We start from the raw sequence: 14,433 nt of genomic DNA, 5'->3' as shown, positions 1-14,433 counted from the left end.
TCGCGCGGGACAGCCGGATGGTCGGCATCCACGCCGCCCTACGCCGGTGAGTGCACCGGTGTGGAAACAGCCAGGTGCCGGGACCGGGGCTCGCGATTACCCTCAGCTCATGGCCTACCCGAGAAACGCGCGTACCGCCATCATCAGGGGCGCGGCCCTGAGCGTCGCCGTCTTCGCAGGGACGGCCGGACGGCGGTTCGTCGACCATCACGACATTCGGATCGCGCTGACAGAGGGCGCGATCCAGATGATGATCGCGTTGCTCGTGGTCACGCCGGTACTTCTTCTCGTCACGCGGCGGCCTCGAAAACCGATCGACGCGGCTCGGGCAGAGCTGACAAGGTGTTCCGGTGTTCGAAGCAGCCAAAGTGATCCGAACGATGGACCTGCTCACCGAGGCGGGTTGTGACGTCTGGATCGCGGGGGGATGGGGCGTCGACGCCCTGGTCGGCAGGATCACCCGGGAACACCGCGACCTCGACCTGCTGCACCGCGTCGAACAGGAACCTCTGCTGATCCGGACGCTGGAATCAGCCGGGTTCGCCGAGCGGTCCGGCATCTCGCCGGGGCGACCTGCGCGGTTCGTCATGGCCGATCGGGACGGCCGGGAGCTGGACCTCCACCCGCTGCTGTTCGCCCCGGACGGCTCGGCCGTCCAGCGGCTCGACACCCGCGGCGGCACGCTGACGTACCCGGCGGACTGTTTCGTCACGGGGACGATCGACGGCGTGCGGGTGCGGTGCCTGTCGGCCACCCAGCAGAACCACTTCCACCAGGGATACGAACCCAGCGACCGGGACCGTCAGGACATGGCCCGGCTCCGGGAGACGTTCGGCATCACCACCCACTTCTGAGCACCGAGCCGACGGAGCACGGGTCAGCGTAGCTCGCCTTCCAGCAGGCCCATCATGATCTTGTCGTGCCATTTCCCGTCGCGCCGGAACGCCTCGCGCCGGCGTCCCTCCTCGACGAAGCCGACCTTCTCGTAGACCCGGCGGGCACTGGTGTTGTCGGCGACCACGGTCAGCGAGATGCGGTGCAGCCGCATCGTGTCGAAGCCGTAGCGGCAGATCACCCGCATCGCGTCGGTGGCGTAGCCCTGGCCCCAGGTGTCCTTCTCGCCGAGATAGATGTCCAGGGTGGCGTCACCGGTCTCCGGTTCGGCCTCGCGCAGCGCGACGATACCGATGGCCCGGCCGTTCAGGGTGTCGATCATCAGTTGCAGGTCGCCGTAGGTGTCGGGGGCGCGCTCCTCGATCTGCTTGACGGTCCGGGCCAGCGACGGCGGATAGGGCGCGTTCATCCACCGCATCACCTCAGGGTCGCCGTGCCACCGCCACAGCGCCTCCCCGTCCGACGGTTCGATGGCGCGAAGTCGTACACGCTCTCCTATGACCATTCCGGCTTCCTATCAGGAGCCGGGAAAGCAGAGGCGACTCATTAACTCCCCGATAGATCGACCGGACGTGACCGGGGAGCCCACAGGACGAAGAAGATCTCGCTCTCTGAAGTCGATGTCGTTACACTGATGGCCATGCGTCGTCCGTCATGTCTCAGCTGGTGGCGCTCCACGTAGGAGCGGCCGCACCTGACGCATGACCGGGCCGTTCGGATGAACGGCCCTTCGCGTTTCCTCCCTGGTCACAGGGCCGTCGTCCAGAGCGGCGGCACCTTTCACCGACCAGGAGGACCACATGACCACCGATCTCGCCGTCCCGGCCCCCGCGCACGATCACCTCGACGTGCCCGCCGCCCAGCTGCGCAGCGCCGAGCTGGAGGAGGCCATCCGGAAGGACCCGGGGCGGTTCCGGGTGCTGACCGGGGACCGTCCGACGGGACGGCTGCACCTCGGGCACTACTTCGGCACGCTGCACAACCGGGTCCGGCTGCAGGACATGGGGGTGGAGGTGTTCGTGCTGATCGCGGACTACCAGGTGCTGACCGATCGGGACGTCGCCGAACGGCTGACGGAATACGTCGAGGACCTGCTGCTCGACTACCTGGCGATCGGCGTCGACCCGGAACGGAGCACGATCTTCGCCCACAGCGCGGTCCCGGCGCTGAACCAGCTGCTGCTGCCGTTCCTCAGCCTGGTCTCGACCGCCGAGCTCGGCCGCAATCCCACGGTCAAGGACGAGATCGCCCACTCCAGCCAGGCGTCCGTCAGCGGGCTGATGTTCACCTACCCGGTCCACCAGGCGGCCGACATCCTGTTCTGCAAGGCGAACCTCGTGCCGGTGGGCCAGGACCAGCTGCCCCACCTGGAGATCGCCCGTACCATCGCCCGTCGCTTCGACAACCGGTACGGCGACGGCGGCGCGCCGGTGTTCCCCGAGCCGGAGGCTCTGCTGTCGGTGGCTCCGCTGCTCCTCGGCACCGACGGCACCAAGATGAGCAAGAGCCGTCGCAACGCCATCGCGCTGTCCGCGAGCGCGGACGAGACCGCCAAGCTGATCCGGGGCGCGAAGACGGACGCGGAGCGGCGCATCACCTACGACCCGGTGGCGCGGCCCGAGGTCTCCAGTCTGGTCCTCCTGGCCGCGCTGTGCCTGGACCGGGACCCGCACGAGGTGGCCGAGGAGATCGGCGACAGGGGAGCCGCCGCGTTGAAGCAGGTGGTGACCGAGGCGGTCAACGACCGCCTGGCGCCCATCCGCGCCCGGCGGACGGAGTACGACCGCGACCGCGGGTTTGTGCGGAAGGTGCTGCGGGAGGGCAACCGCCGGGCCAACGCCATCGCCGACGACACCCTCCACGAGGTACGGGCGGCCATGAAGTCGCTCTACTGAAAGATGTCACGCTGAGTCACCGTGCGTCGGGCTCTGCTGTCAGGTGTGAGCGGTGCCGCCGCAGCTGAAGGGAGTCTCCGCGTGGTGGCAGCCGCGTATGAGACGGGTCTCGAGTTGCGTCTCGGAGGCGAGGTGCGTGGCGAGTTCTTCCAGGGAAGCGCCACAGTAGACGTTCGACAGGCCGCGTTGGACGACGTCGCGCGACAGGCCGTGCCGGCGCACGGCGTACCACCCGCCGCCCACCGCGTCGGAGATCAGCCACTCCTTGCTGTAGCGGGCCTTCAGCTCTGCGATCGTCACCGGCATGGCGGCTCGCACACGGAGATGGCAGCGAGGGTTCCCATGCGTTCAGGCTAGTGACTCAAAGGATATCGAGCAATCACAGACAGTAGTCGGAGACGGCCTTGGCCGAGATCGGACACCGTCTTCCAGAGAGGTGGGGCAAGCGGGGCGATTAGCGGCGTTTCCCCGAGTCGGCCAGGCTGTGGGTATGAATGAGAACGACCTGATCGACACACGGAGATCTCTGCACGCGGTCGCGGAGCTGATAATGGCAGGCCCGCAGTACCGGGGAAGCGGCACGATCCGGCTGCGGGTCACGCCCGGCGGCTTCGCGACGGTGGCCGCGCCCGTCCTGCGTGTCGAGGGCGGCGAGTTGCTGACGGGAGACGAACGCGTCCCGCTGAACGGCACGTCGCTCCGCGCGCTCGGCACCGCCGCAGGGGTGACGCCCGGCGCCCCGGAGAACCTCTACTCCGACGGCTCCGGCGCTTCCCTCGACGACGTCCTGCGCGTCGATGCCGACGCGGCCGCACGACTCGCCGAGAGCCTGGCCCACGGTGACGCGGCGTTGCGCGAGCTCGTCCCCGGGGAGATCCCCGTGCTGTGGCCCGAGCACTTCGACCTCGGGATATCCGTCGACAAGGTGAACTACGGCGTCTCGCTCGGCGACGGGTACATCCCGGTGCCGTACGCGTATGTGGGGCCGTGGGAGCCGAGGAGCGGTCCCTTCTGGAACGCGCCGTTCGGCGCGGCGCGCCCGCTGGGCGAGGTGCCGGATCTGCTCGCCTTCTTCGCCGAGGGCCGGGAACGGGCGGCGGCCCCGGAGTCCACAATGGGGGCATGAAGCAGTGGAAGGAGACGCGTGACCGGCTGCGCGAGTTCGCCCTCGGCCTTCCCGGCGCCTACGAGGACTTCCCCTGGGGCGAGAGCGTCGTCAAGGTGAACAAGAAGGTCTTCGTCTTCCTCGGGATCGAGGAGGAGACCGAGAAGTGGAAGCCCCGGTTCTCGGTGAAGCTGCGTGAGTCGAACGGGCACGCGCTCAATCTGCCGGGCGCGGCCCCCACCGGGTACGGCCTCGGCAGGGCCGGCTGGGTGACCGTGTCCTTCACCGACGAGGCGCCGGACGTCGAGCTGCTGTGCGATTGGGTGGAGGAGAGCTACCGGCTCGTGGCCCCCAAGCGCCTGGTCGCCCAGCTCGACGCCCCCCAGCCCTGATCCGGCCTCAGCTAGAGCGATCCGTACCAGCCGAGGCGAGAGGAGATCTCGGTGGCGGCGGTCACGGCCTGGGCGGCCACGGTGGCGAGGCGGTCGGCGGGAAGGCGGAACGTCGGGCCGGACACGCTGAGTGAGGCGGCCACCGTGCCGTCGGCGCCGCGGATCGGTGCCGCCACCGCGGTCAGGCCCACCTCCAGCTCGTCGACGGCCGTGGCGTACCCCTGGCGGAGCACGCCGTCGAGCTCCTCGCGCAGGAGCGCGGGGTCGGTGATGGTGTGGTCGGTGAATCGCGGGAGCGGCTCGGCGACGACCTCCTCGAAGCGTTCGTCGGGCGCGTGGGCCAGCAGCACCTTGCCGTTCGAGGTTGCGTGCAGGGCGATGCGCCTGCCTGTCCAGTTGTGCGCCTGGAGGGCCGAGGTGCCGGCCATCTGGTCGACGTAGAGGGCCTGCCGGCGGTCGAGGATGGCGATGTTGACGGTCTCGCCGATCTCCGCCGCGAGGCGGGTGCCGATCCGGCGTCCTTCCTGGACGACGTCGAGCCGGGCGGTGGTGGCGCCCGCGAGCCGGAGAACTCCCACGCCCAGGCGGTAGCGGCCGCGCTCGTCGTTCTGGTGGACCAGATCGTGGTTCTCCAGGGTGGCGACGAGACGGAACGCGGTGGAACGGTGCACCCCCAGCTCCGCCGCGATCTCGCTCACGCCCAGCTCGCCGTGCCTGGCCAGCAGTTTGAGTACCGACAGGGCCCGGTCGACGGACTGGACCCCCGTGCTGTCACGCTCGCCCTCGTTGCTCATGGCACAACCCTATTCAAAATACGCACATGAGCCATCGCACTCGGGAGACGAGTCCCGAGAAAGCGGGTCGTAGGCCGACCCTTCGCCACATGGACGGCGTGGTCGCGGCTCCCCTACAGTCCCCAGCTATGACCAACGACTCCTCGGCCGGCGTGCAGTCGGTAGACCGGGCGATCAGCGTGCTGGAGATCCTTTCGGCGCGCGGCGAGGCGGGTGTCACCGAGATCGCGCTGGAGATCGGCGTGCACAAGTCGACGGCGTTCCGGCTCCTCGGCGCGCTGGAGGCGCGGAGTCTGGTCGAGCAGAGCGAGGACCGCGGGAAGTACCGGCTCGGCTTCGGCGTGATCCGCCTGGCCGGCGGGGTGGCCTCCCGTCTCGATCTCACCCAGCAGGGGCGGCCGGTCTGCCGCCGCCTGGCCGAGGAGATCGGGGAGACGGTCAACATCGCGGTCGTGCGCTCCCACTACGCCGTCAACCTCGACCAGGTGCGCGGACCGTCGGCGGTCACGGTCCACAACTGGGTGGGGCAGCTGACCCCGCTTCACGCGACCTCCAGCGGCAAGGTCCTGCTCGCCCACCTGGACGATCCGCACCGTGAACGGCTGCTGTCGGCGGCGGGCCTGCCGCGGTTCACCCCGGCGACCATCACCTCGCTCGCCGAGCTGCGCCCGCATCTGGAGGACGCCAGGGCGCGGGGGTACGCCGTGACGCTCGAGGAGTACGAGATCGGGCTGAACGCGATGGCGGCCCCCGTCCGGAGCTACGAGGGGGACGTGGTGGCGGCGGTGAGCGCCTGCGGGCCCGCCTACCGGTTCGATGAGGAGCGCATGCGTGAGGTGGCGCCCATCCTGATCGCGGGCGCGGCCGACATCAGCCGCCGCCTCGGTTTCGCCGGCTGAACGTTCCGCCGTGCGCCTCGAACTGCACCTGTGGCGGTATGTCGTCCTGGCCACAGTTCTGTGGCTGCCGGCGGCGTTCGGCGTGGCGTGGCTGCTGGCGCGACGGCGGGCGCGACAGGGCCGTCCCCATCCGGTCCGTACGGCGTACGCCGACGTCTTCATCGTCTCCGGGACGGTCCCCTGGCTGTGGATGATCCTCACTCCGGGGCGGGCCTCGGGTGTGAGTTTGGTGCCGCTGCGTGATCTCGCCGAGCTGGCACACGGACCGTTCGGCGCGGCGTTCGCGCAGGTCGGGGGCAACTTGCTGGTCTTCGCGGCGCTCGGGGCGCTGCTGCCGGTCCGCTCCGCGCGCTTCGCGGCCGTGTGGCGGGTCGGCCTTCTCGCGGCGGCGCTGTCGGCCACCGTCGAGGTGCTGCAGTACGGGCTGCGCCTGGGGCGAGTGTCGTCGGTGGACGACGTGATCCTGAACACGCTGGGTGCCGTACTGGCCGCGCTGGCCACGTGGCCGTGGCACGCCGCGCGCGCGGACGCCGGGACCGCTCCACGGTAAACGCCGCACAAAACCCCCGTCGATCGTCACACGGGCACGATTCGCTCAAAAGAAGCACGGGACCAACGTGCGTATCTGTGCGATCGTGGACAAGGCGGGGCAAGTTCTCTGGAGACGCGGACCGCGTCTGTGACTGAGGGTGATAGAGCGTGATGGAATCCCCGGTACCTCACGAACCCCCGATCTATCGCCGCATCGCCGATCGCCTGCGCGAGGCGATCGCGGCGGGCGAGTTCCGCGATGGGGATCGCTTACCGGGCGAGAACGCCCTCATGGCGGAATACGGCGTCGCCCGGGCGACCGCGAGGCAGGCACTCGCCGTCCTCATCAACGAAGGCGTGGCGGTGGCCAGACGAGGCTCAGGGGTCTACGTACGGCAGTTCCGCCCGATCCGCCGCCACGGCTCCCGGCGCCTGTCACGCGAGCAGTGGGGCGCCGGCAGGGCCATCTGGGACTCCGACACCACCGGCCGCCCGTACGTCGTGGACGACATGACGATCACCCGCGAGGCGGCCGCCCAGGACGCCGCGCGGGTGCTCGGCTGCGAGGAGGTCTGGGTACGGCGGCGGCGTTACTCGGTGGACGGGCGGCCGGTACAGCTCGCGGCCTCATACTTTCCGGCCGAACTGGTGGCCGGCACGGCGATCACCACGCAGGACACCGGACCCGGCGGCGTCTACGCCCGCCTGCGCGACCTCGGGCACGCGCCCGCGCACTTCACCGAGGAGGTGCGGGCCAGGATGCCCACACCCGAGGAGGCCCGCAAGCTGGGGCTTCCCGCCGGGACGCCCGTCATCCTGGTGTGCCGGTCGGCCTTCTCCCGCGCCGGCAGGGCCGTCGAGCTGAACATGATGATCATGGACGCCGCGTCGTATGTACTTCAGTACGACTTCGATGCCTGAGTCAAGCGTTAGGTTGACCTGTCCACCCCGAACCTTGATTTCTCTAGAGATGTCCCGCAACGTGAGGGGGAATCGTACAAACCAGGCCGCTTGCCGCGGAAAGGGTGGACGGGATGTCGTTCGACCGGCACCTCGCCGAAATCGCCCGGGAGTTCCCCGACTGGACCATCTGGAGGAGCGACGCGGGACGGTGGTGGGCCACGCGGCACCACCCGCTCACCGAGCGGGAACGTGACGCGGGATGCGCGATGACGATCGACGCCGACGATCCGGAGGGGTTACGCGACCGGCTGCTCGAACAGCAGGAGTGCATCTCCTCCGTCGACGGGGACACCTGATCGGCGATCGGGAACAGGCCTGATCACGGCTGCGGCCGGAGATCGGGAGGGGCGGAAACCTCCGACCCATCGGGGGCGGAGGTTTCCGCTTCTACGGCGTCACGACCGGCCCGGTCAGCGGCCGGCCGCTCCGGCGGGCCCGGCGGTCACCGCCGAGCCCTCCCGCGCGCCGCTCACTGCCGCTGGGCCGGTACCTCGTCGCCGCCGGGCTGGTCGACCCGCGCCACGTGGACCTCGGTGCTCTCGAAGAACCCGCGGATGCGCCCCGGCGCGTGGACGTCGTGGTCGTTGGCGACGTGCACGTCGTTCGCACCGTGCGGGTGCCCGCTGACATCGACCGTCTCCTGGGGGTCACGGGCGTCGAAGGGGTCGGCCGGGTCGCGGACGACGACGGCGTCCTCGTCGTGGTCGTCGTGCGGCTCACGGGCGTCCTGCGATCCGTCCGCGTCCTGCGGCTCACGGGCGTCCTGGGGATCGTCCGCGTCCTGCGGACGGTGAGCGTCGTCCCTCGCGTGGGTCTCGCCGTCGTGGACCTCGGGGGCGTCGCCGGAGTCGTCGATCACGACCCGCACCGACTCGATTTCCTCGGCCGCGGGCGCCTCGATCGCGCGCAGGTCGTCGACCGTGCCGATGGCCGGGCGCGGAGGCAGCACCGCGGACTCGTCGACCAGCGCCCCGGCGGCGCTCTCACGCTGCAGCAGGTCGCCCAGCACCGAGCCCATCTCGTGGAGGCGGCGCACGACCTCGGTGTGGGTGTCAGTGAGGAATGTCACCCGGCGTCCGGTGTGCTCGTCGAGGGACGCGGCCCGCCGCTCGGCGGCCGCCAGGGTCTCGGCGGCCTCGTTGCGCGCGGACTCCAGCGTCGCCTCCGCATCGGCCTTCGCCGAGGAGAGCGTCGCCTCGCCCTGGGCGGCGGCCTCGTTGACCAGCCGCTCGGCCTCGTGCTGCGCGGCGGTCAGGAGGCGGTCGGCCTCGGCGCGGGCGTTGCGCAGAGTCTCCTCGGACTCCGAGCGGGCCGCACCGAGGGTCTCCTCGGCGTCGGAGCCGGCCTGGGCCAGCAGGCGCTCGGCGGCGGCCGTCGCCTCGTGGACGCGGCGCTCGGCCTCGCCCTGGGCGGCCGAAAGGATGCGTTCGGCCTCGGAGATGGCGTCCTCACGCACCTTGGTGGCCTCGGCGTCGGCGGTCTCGCGCTTGGAGATCGCCTCCTCCTCGGCGAGCTTGAGGATCTGGCTCAGGCGCTGGCCGAGCTCGTCGTAGTCCTGCGGGGCCTCGGCCAGGCGGCGCCGGGCCTCCGCGAGCTCGATGCGGCCCTGCTCGGCCTGATCGATGGCGCGCGCCAGCCGTTCTTCCAGGTCACGGATCTGGTTGCGCGTTCGGGCCATGTGCTCGTGGACCTGGCGGCGGCTGTATCCACGCATCACCACCTCGAAGCCGAGGTCCTCGTGCATCATGTCCGGAAAGCTGTCGTGCTGGTTCGTCATGGCTGAGCCCTGGGGGTCTTGTTTCGGGTGGGGGTCGTGCTCTGATTACGAGACGTCAGGACACGACTTTCCTGCCATCTGCCCAAGTCCGCAACCCGAACGCCTGACCTCTTGCGGTCGAATGAGTCTCTTCCACCAGTAAAGCCCGGGAAACCAGCGGATGGTCACGTGGGATCATCGATGTCATGAGCGAGCCGACTTTTCCGGGCCCGGCGGCCCCGCCGTACATCGCCGCGCTCGACGCCGGCACGCCGTTCGTCCACCCCGAGGCGTACGTCGCGCCGACCGCGGTCGTCGTGGGACGGGTACGGCTGGCGCGCGGCGCGAGCGTCTGGTACGGCTCGGTGCTGCGCGGCGACGACGAGGAGATCGACGTCGGCGAGGAGTGCAACATCCAGGACCTGTGCTGCCTGCACGCCGACCCCGGGCTGCCCGCCGTGCTCGAGAGCCGCGTCAGTCTGGGCCACCGGGCCGTGGTGCACGGGGCCCACATCGAGACCGGCGCCCTGGTCGGCATCGGGGCGGTGGTGCTGAACGGCGCCCGCGTCGGCGCCGGCTCGCTCGTCGCGGCGGGGTGCGTCGTGACGCCGGGCAAGCGCATCCCGGCGGGGGTGCTGGTCGCGGGGGTGCCCGGCAAGGTCGTCCGGGAGCTGACCGACGACGACCGGGCAGGTTTCGCCCGCACGCCCGACAACTACATGGCGAAGGCCGCGCGCCACCGCGCCGCCAGACCGGTCCCGCCCACGATCGCCACCTGAGCCGTCTGCGGGAGCGCCCCTCGCCGCCTGGCCCAGCGAGGCCATCGAGCCCGCCGAGCGCAGCGAGGCCATCAAGCCGGCTCGGGGCCGGCGGTGGCTTGAGGAGGAGGGAGGGTGAGGGACGAGCCCGTACGACGACGAAAGCCGCCGCCTCAAAGAGGCCCCGAGCCCGCCGAGCGCAGCGAGGCCATCAAGCACGGCGGTACGGCTCTGAGATCGGACGGGACGTCCGAAGTAGCATGGCCGCCGTGCAGTGGGACCCATTCGAGGCGATCGAGCGGGATGTCCGTGCCATGGTGACGGACCCCCGCTGGGCCGACGTCCCCGCACCCACGCAGGCGCAGGCGATGGCGGCGCGCCTGCTGCTCACCGCCGACGGAGGGCACTGGCTGTTCGGCTCGCACGCCCGCTGGTACCGCCACGACCAGGCCGACGGGCAGTGGCACCTGTCGGCTCCTCCGGCCGATCCGCGCGTGCGGGCCGCGGCGCGCCCGGCCCACCCCGCGCCGGCGATCCCCGTCGAGATGCTTCCCGCGTCGGCCGACTTCGCGTTCGACCGGGGCTCGACGCAGGCGTTCGTCGGCCCCGACGTGCCCCGCCGGGTCACCGAGCAGGTCAGGGGGCTGCTCGACCAGCAGCGGGGCCTGCAGGAGGAGTTCCCCGCGGTGGTGGGGCCGCTCGCCGAGGTGTTCTGCAATGACGTCAAGGGGACGGTCGCCGCGATCTGGGGCACGATCATGTGGTGCGCCTACGCGCCGGCGTTCGACGGCAACGAGCGACTGCTGTCGATGTTCGGGGAGTTCCTCTCCAGGCCGCTGCCGGGGGACGACTGGGTGCGCTGGCTGCCCGCCACGCCCCTTTCGGCGCTGGTCGCCCTGTACGCCGAGCGGCTCGGCCGGGGCGCGCAGGGCACCGCGCTGCGCCTGGCCGGGCTGATGCGCGACACCGCGCGCGTGCTGGCCGCCGACCCGCGCTTCGCACCGCGCTCCGCCGCGCTGCTCGCCATGGTGGAACCCCTGCGGGCGCAGCCGTGGCTCGATCACCCGGCCCGGGACGCTCCCGGCATACGGCGCGCCTGGCTCGCGCGCTGCCCGGCGCATCTCAGGGGGGCCGTGGTGCACGAGACCTCGCCGGGTGATCATTTCCGGCACTCGCTGTACGACATGGTGCGGGCGCTCTCGTTCGTGGCGGCCCACGGCGCCGACCCCCGGGCGGTGGCCGCGTCGCTGCTCGCGGCCGACGTCCACGCCGTGGCGCCCGCGGTGGCGCCTCAGTTGTACCCCTGGCTGGACGCCGAGTTGCGTCATACGTACTACGTGGCGCTGGCGCAGCCCGATCACCCGCTGCGCGGCTGCTGGCCCCGGGACGGGGAGCCTCCGGAGGCGCTGCGGCCGCCCGACAGGGCGTCGGCGGCGGCCCTGCTGGGAGCCGCGTACGCGACGGGGCTCGCGTGGTGCGGCCTGACGGGGACGCCGCCACCGCCGCGCGGTTTCCCGTCGTCGGCGGCCATGGTGAGCTGTCTGATGGATCAGCGGGACGACCCGCACGAGACGCAGCCGGGCGTCCCTGATGCCCCATCGGAATGGATTCGTCACAGCTGACCGACTCAGCGTGATCTAAACGGGATATTTGGCTATTTAATCCTTACTTCGCGTATATCATTCCCACCCCCCTCATCCGCGGATTTGGCTGAATTGTGATCTCCCGTTCCGGGAAATGGTTCCACGGGGACACGGGCGGGCGTGACGAATGGTCCCGATGGGCCATGTCGGCGAAAGGCCACCCGGTCGTAACCTCGAAGTGGGTGTGGGCTGCGGAAGGAAGGACGACGCGGTGGGGCACGACAACCTGGACTCACGGGTCCATGACCGTGTCGCGTTGGACGAGATCGCGCTCTACGCTGAGGTGCTCAGCGCCGTCGCCGTCAGCGAGCGACAGCTGACCTTGGATGAGCTCGACAACGCGCTCGGATTGCGCACTTCGGTGAGTCACTGAAGGTTCTCGCAGAACTGGTCCCGAACTCCTCGGGGGTTCGGGACGGTTTTGTGAAAGAACCCATGATCACTTAACAGGACTAGTCCACCCGGGCCGGGAAACCCGCGAAAGCCGCTACGACCGCACTAGCCTCGCGATGGCGGCCGAGGCCTCCTTGACCTTCTCCTCCGCCTCGGGGCCACCGGCGGTGATCGCGTCGCTCACGCAGTGCCCGATGTGATCCTCCAGTAGGCCCAGCGCCACCGCCTGCAACGCGCGCGTGGCGGCCGACACCTGGGTGAGGATGTCGATGCAGTACGAATCCTCCTCGACCATGCGCTGCAGACCGCGGATCTGCCCTTCGATCCGCCGAAGCCTGGTCAGGTAGGCCTGCTTGTCTCCGCTGTAGCCGTGCATACGCCCAGGGTACCTGTTCGGGGTATCACCCACGGCGGCCGTGAAGGCGTCCCGCCTACCGCGCGCCCTTCCTCCCGGGCTTGGACGCGAGGGACTCGAGGAGCGTCTCCCAACGGGCGGCCACGGCGGGGGCGGCGTGCGCGGCGGCCGTCGAGAGGGCCCCTGCCGCCAGCACCATGCGGCGCCGCTCGTCGTCGATCAGCGCCAGCAGCGCCGCGGCGTACGCCTCCACCTCCCCCTCGCCCCTCGGGACCAGCACGCTGTCGCGGCCGTGGGTGACGAAGTCGCCGGGGCCGCGCGCGCCCTCGAAGCCGACGACGGGGACGCCGCAGCCGAGCGCCTCGATCACCGTCATGCCCGGCGTCTCGGCGTGCGAGGTCACGGCCACGAGCGAGGCCTTGGCGAACTCGCCGCGCAGGTCGGGAGTGGTGCCCATGAAGTACACGTTGTTGTGGAGGTTCAGCTGCCCCACCAGCGCCCGCAGGCGCTTCTCCTCGGGCCCGCCGCCGTACAGGCGCAGCCGCCAGTCGGGACGCTTGTCGGCCACGATGGCGAAGGCCCGGATGAGCAGGTCGAACGCCTTGCCGGGGAGTAACCGGCCGCCGGCCGAGACGATGCGGTTGTCCATGCGCGAGCGGGGCCACAGGCCCGGCGGGAGGGCGTCGGGGACGACCTCCACCGGAGGGCCGCCGGACTCGCCCAGGAGCCGCTCGAACTCCTCCCGGGTCGTCTCCGTCGAGGCGACCACCGCGTCCAGCTTCGGGTAGAAGCGGCCCACCGGCCCGGGCACCGCCGGACGGCTCCACTCGCGCGCGACGCGCACCGTCTCGCGGGGCACGTGCCGGGCGGCCTGGACGCTCAGGCCCGGCCTGGTGGTCACCAGCGCGTCGCAGCGAAGGCCCCGCAGCATACGCCACAGCGCCATCTCGGTGCGCATCTGACCGCGCGGCAGCAGGTGCCGTACGCCGGGCCGCGCGTCGACGAGCCAGCGCAGCGAGACGCGCGGGTCCACCGGGAAGAACGGGCTCTCACGCACCCGCTTGACGCTGACGACCTCCACCGTGTGCCGGGAGGCCAGCTCGGTGGCGAGGTTGAGCACGGCGCTGGTGTCGCCCCGCATGCCGTACGCCGAGGGGACCAGAAAACAGATCTTCATCCGCCCACCTCGAGACGGAGCTCGTCGTCCACGGTGTAGCAGGGGCGCACGGGCACCCCGTCCACCTCGGTGTCGGGGTAGTGCACGCGGCGGCGCTTGCCGTCGACGTCGTCCAGGCGCGCCCCGAGGGGCAGCGGCGCCTCCAGCCCGTCGACCTCCAGGGACGGCTCCCAGAGCCCTTCGTACTCGGGGGTGGCGGCGATCACGTCGCACAGGGAGAGGGCCGCGTGGAAGCGCACGCCCTTCACGGTGGCCGTCGCCGTCACCGCCGTCTCCGGGCCTCCGGCGCGCCGGAGGGCGAGCCGGGCGGTGTGCTGGGAGTCGTCGTCGGAGAAGCCCGTGTAGGCCAGCAGGCCCGTCACCTCGAAGCGTCCTTCGCGGAACCACACCGCGCGCACGTCCGCCACCGGGCCGGCCTCGGAGATCTTGACGGCGAGGTATCCGTTGAGGGTGCGGTAGGCGCGGTAGGCGAGGGTGCGCCGGCTGAGCGCGTAGGCGTCGAGCCGGTCGAGGGAGAATCCGGGGTCCACGCTGTGGATGCGGACGCGCCGGCCCTGGTGTTCGAGGTGGGCGTCCCACCTGCCCGGGCTCAGCCCCAGCGGTGCCAGCGACACCGCCAGCGAGGCCTCGCGCACCTCGGCCCCGGACGTGCCGAGCGTCACCCCGCACTCGACGCCGGTGCCCCGCTGCCGGAGGATCAGCCGCGTGCCCTCGGCGAGGGGTTCCTCGATGGTGAGGCGGAGCGAGAGGACATCGGCCAACGTGACTTCGGCATCGGTAACGACAACGCGCACCGCGCCCCCTCCCCGTCGATTGAGCCGCGACGTTGAGGTTACCGTGATTTCTCCGTTATGTGGAGAAAGGTTTTCGGGTCTGTG

Annotated in this window: 18 protein-coding genes; 11 read left to right on the top strand and 7 right to left on the bottom strand. The window is 70.8% G+C overall.

Annotated elements, in window-relative coordinates; all coding sequences use genetic code 11:
- Positions 1–109: 109 nt before the first annotated feature.
- The gene (locus KIK05_RS25115; RefSeq protein ID WP_214413275.1) at positions 110–409 is read left to right on the top strand and encodes a hypothetical protein; all 300 of its coding nucleotides are present in this window, start codon (positions 110–112) and stop codon (positions 407–409) included.
- Positions 369–854: a nucleotidyltransferase domain-containing protein gene (locus tag KIK05_RS25110; RefSeq protein ID WP_214413274.1), complete on the top strand. Its 486-nt coding sequence runs from the start codon at positions 369–371 to the stop codon at positions 852–854. Before KIK05_RS25115 ends, KIK05_RS25110 begins: the two co-directional genes overlap by 41 nt.
- 23 nt (positions 855–877) lie before the next feature.
- On the opposite strand, the gene KIK05_RS25105 is transcribed toward KIK05_RS25110, so the two are convergent.
- Entirely contained in the window at positions 878–1,399 is a 522-nt protein-coding gene (locus tag KIK05_RS25105; protein ID WP_214413273.1) for a GNAT family N-acetyltransferase, read from the bottom strand.
- Positions 1,400–1,694: 295 nt separating this feature from the next.
- Between KIK05_RS25105 and trpS the strand changes: the two genes are divergently transcribed.
- Entirely contained in the window at positions 1,695–2,789 is a 1,095-nt protein-coding gene (trpS, locus tag KIK05_RS25100) for a tryptophan--tRNA ligase (protein WP_214413272.1), read from the top strand.
- Positions 2,790–2,828: 39 nt separating this feature from the next.
- On the opposite strand, the gene KIK05_RS25095 is transcribed toward trpS, so the two are convergent.
- On the bottom strand, positions 2,829–3,107 hold the full coding sequence (locus KIK05_RS25095; protein WP_214413271.1) for a hypothetical protein: 279 nt from the start codon (positions 3,105–3,107) through the stop codon (positions 2,829–2,831).
- 172 nt (positions 3,108–3,279) lie between these two features.
- On the opposite strand from KIK05_RS25095, the gene KIK05_RS25090 reads away from it, so the two are divergent.
- Positions 3,280–3,915 (top strand): hypothetical protein, encoded by a 636-nt coding sequence (locus KIK05_RS25090; protein ID WP_214413270.1) that lies wholly within the window; start codon positions 3,280–3,282, stop codon positions 3,913–3,915.
- Positions 3,912–4,286: an MmcQ/YjbR family DNA-binding protein gene (locus KIK05_RS25085; RefSeq protein WP_214413269.1), complete on the top strand. Its 375-nt coding sequence runs from the start codon at positions 3,912–3,914 to the stop codon at positions 4,284–4,286. Before KIK05_RS25090 ends, KIK05_RS25085 begins: the two co-directional genes overlap by 4 nt.
- 11 nt (positions 4,287–4,297) lie before the next feature.
- On the opposite strand, the gene KIK05_RS25080 is transcribed toward KIK05_RS25085, so the two are convergent.
- The gene (locus tag KIK05_RS25080) at positions 4,298–5,080 is read right to left on the bottom strand and encodes an IclR family transcriptional regulator (RefSeq protein ID WP_214413268.1); all 783 of its coding nucleotides are present in this window, start codon (positions 5,078–5,080) and stop codon (positions 4,298–4,300) included.
- 128 nt (positions 5,081–5,208) lie between these two features.
- Between KIK05_RS25080 and KIK05_RS25075 the strand changes: the two genes are divergently transcribed.
- The 4 genes from KIK05_RS25075 to KIK05_RS25060 all read left to right on the top strand — a co-directional run bounded on the left by KIK05_RS25075 (position 5,209) and on the right by KIK05_RS25060 (position 7,769).
- A complete protein-coding gene (locus tag KIK05_RS25075; RefSeq protein ID WP_214413267.1) occupies positions 5,209–5,979 on the top strand; it encodes an IclR family transcriptional regulator in 771 nt (256 codons plus the stop codon).
- A 10-nt stretch (positions 5,980–5,989) separates the two neighbouring features.
- Positions 5,990–6,529: a VanZ family protein gene (locus KIK05_RS25070; protein WP_214413266.1), complete on the top strand. Its 540-nt coding sequence runs from the start codon at positions 5,990–5,992 to the stop codon at positions 6,527–6,529.
- A 152-nt stretch (positions 6,530–6,681) separates the two neighbouring features.
- A complete protein-coding gene (locus KIK05_RS25065; RefSeq protein WP_214413265.1) occupies positions 6,682–7,431 on the top strand; it encodes a GntR family transcriptional regulator in 750 nt (249 codons plus the stop codon).
- Between the two features lie 113 nt (positions 7,432–7,544).
- The gene (locus KIK05_RS25060) at positions 7,545–7,769 is read left to right on the top strand and encodes a hypothetical protein (protein ID WP_214413264.1); all 225 of its coding nucleotides are present in this window, start codon (positions 7,545–7,547) and stop codon (positions 7,767–7,769) included.
- A gap of 173 nt (positions 7,770–7,942) precedes the next feature.
- Here KIK05_RS25060 and KIK05_RS25055 read toward each other — a convergent pair whose 3' ends face one another.
- Entirely contained in the window at positions 7,943–9,250 is a 1,308-nt protein-coding gene (locus tag KIK05_RS25055; protein ID WP_214413263.1) for a coiled-coil domain-containing protein, read from the bottom strand.
- A gap of 185 nt (positions 9,251–9,435) precedes the next feature.
- Here KIK05_RS25055 and KIK05_RS25050 point away from each other — a divergent pair, with 185 nt between their 5' ends.
- Together KIK05_RS25050 and KIK05_RS25045 are read left to right on the top strand one after the other, a co-directional pair.
- The gene (locus tag KIK05_RS25050) at positions 9,436–10,008 is read left to right on the top strand and encodes a gamma carbonic anhydrase family protein (protein ID WP_214413262.1); all 573 of its coding nucleotides are present in this window, start codon (positions 9,436–9,438) and stop codon (positions 10,006–10,008) included.
- A 239-nt stretch (positions 10,009–10,247) separates the two neighbouring features.
- Positions 10,248–11,609, top strand: a complete 1,362-nt coding sequence (locus tag KIK05_RS25045) for a hypothetical protein (protein ID WP_214413261.1) — start codon at positions 10,248–10,250, stop codon at positions 11,607–11,609.
- A gap of 508 nt (positions 11,610–12,117) precedes the next feature.
- Here the strand turns inward: KIK05_RS25045 and KIK05_RS25040 are convergent.
- The 3 genes from KIK05_RS25040 to KIK05_RS25030 are packed head-to-tail and all read right to left on the bottom strand — an operon-like array spanning position 12,118 to position 14,349.
- On the bottom strand, positions 12,118–12,399 hold the full coding sequence (locus tag KIK05_RS25040) for a metal-sensitive transcriptional regulator (protein WP_214413260.1): 282 nt from the start codon (positions 12,397–12,399) through the stop codon (positions 12,118–12,120).
- Between the two features lie 55 nt (positions 12,400–12,454).
- On the bottom strand, positions 12,455–13,555 hold the full coding sequence (locus tag KIK05_RS25035) for a glycosyltransferase (RefSeq protein ID WP_214413259.1): 1,101 nt from the start codon (positions 13,553–13,555) through the stop codon (positions 12,455–12,457).
- Positions 13,552–14,349, bottom strand: a complete 798-nt coding sequence (locus tag KIK05_RS25030; RefSeq protein ID WP_214413258.1) for a hypothetical protein — start codon at positions 14,347–14,349, stop codon at positions 13,552–13,554. Before KIK05_RS25030 ends, KIK05_RS25035 begins: the two co-directional genes overlap by 4 nt.
- Positions 14,350–14,433 lie beyond the last annotated feature (84 nt).

Source organism: Sphaerisporangium fuscum (genome assembly GCF_018531465.1).
Classification (GTDB): domain Bacteria; phylum Actinomycetota; class Actinomycetes; order Streptosporangiales; family Streptosporangiaceae; genus Sphaerisporangium; species Sphaerisporangium fuscum.
The sequence above is the reverse complement of the archived record's forward strand: the minus strand, read 5'-3'. Positions and strand labels throughout refer to the sequence as shown.

Excerpts from the sequence above, each read along its gene's own strand:
- KIK05_RS25115 (WP_214413275.1), top strand. The coding sequence starts at position 110 with ATGGCCTACCCGAGAAACGCGCGTACCGCCATCATCAGGGGCGCGGCC.
- KIK05_RS25105 (WP_214413273.1), bottom strand. The coding sequence starts at position 1,399 with ATGGTCATAGGAGAGCGTGTACGACTTCGCGCCATCGAACCGTCGGAC.
- trpS (WP_214413272.1), top strand. The coding sequence starts at position 1,695 with ATGACCACCGATCTCGCCGTCCCGGCCCCCGCGCACGATCACCTCGAC.
- KIK05_RS25090 (WP_214413270.1), top strand. The coding sequence starts at position 3,280 with ATGAATGAGAACGACCTGATCGACACACGGAGATCTCTGCACGCGGTC.
- KIK05_RS25085 (WP_214413269.1), top strand. The coding sequence starts at position 3,912 with ATGAAGCAGTGGAAGGAGACGCGTGACCGGCTGCGCGAGTTCGCCCTC.
- KIK05_RS25080 (WP_214413268.1), bottom strand. The coding sequence starts at position 5,080 with ATGAGCAACGAGGGCGAGCGTGACAGCACGGGGGTCCAGTCCGTCGAC.
- KIK05_RS25075 (WP_214413267.1), top strand. The coding sequence starts at position 5,209 with ATGACCAACGACTCCTCGGCCGGCGTGCAGTCGGTAGACCGGGCGATC.
- KIK05_RS25065 (WP_214413265.1), top strand. The coding sequence starts at position 6,682 with ATGGAATCCCCGGTACCTCACGAACCCCCGATCTATCGCCGCATCGCC.
- KIK05_RS25060 (WP_214413264.1), top strand. The coding sequence starts at position 7,545 with ATGTCGTTCGACCGGCACCTCGCCGAAATCGCCCGGGAGTTCCCCGAC.
- KIK05_RS25055 (WP_214413263.1), bottom strand. The coding sequence starts at position 9,250 with ATGACGAACCAGCACGACAGCTTTCCGGACATGATGCACGAGGACCTC.
- KIK05_RS25050 (WP_214413262.1), top strand. The coding sequence starts at position 9,436 with ATGAGCGAGCCGACTTTTCCGGGCCCGGCGGCCCCGCCGTACATCGCC.
- KIK05_RS25045 (WP_214413261.1), top strand. The coding sequence starts at position 10,248 with ATGGCCGCCGTGCAGTGGGACCCATTCGAGGCGATCGAGCGGGATGTC.
- KIK05_RS25040 (WP_214413260.1), bottom strand. The coding sequence starts at position 12,399 with ATGCACGGCTACAGCGGAGACAAGCAGGCCTACCTGACCAGGCTTCGG.
- KIK05_RS25035 (WP_214413259.1), bottom strand. The coding sequence starts at position 13,555 with ATGAAGATCTGTTTTCTGGTCCCCTCGGCGTACGGCATGCGGGGCGAC.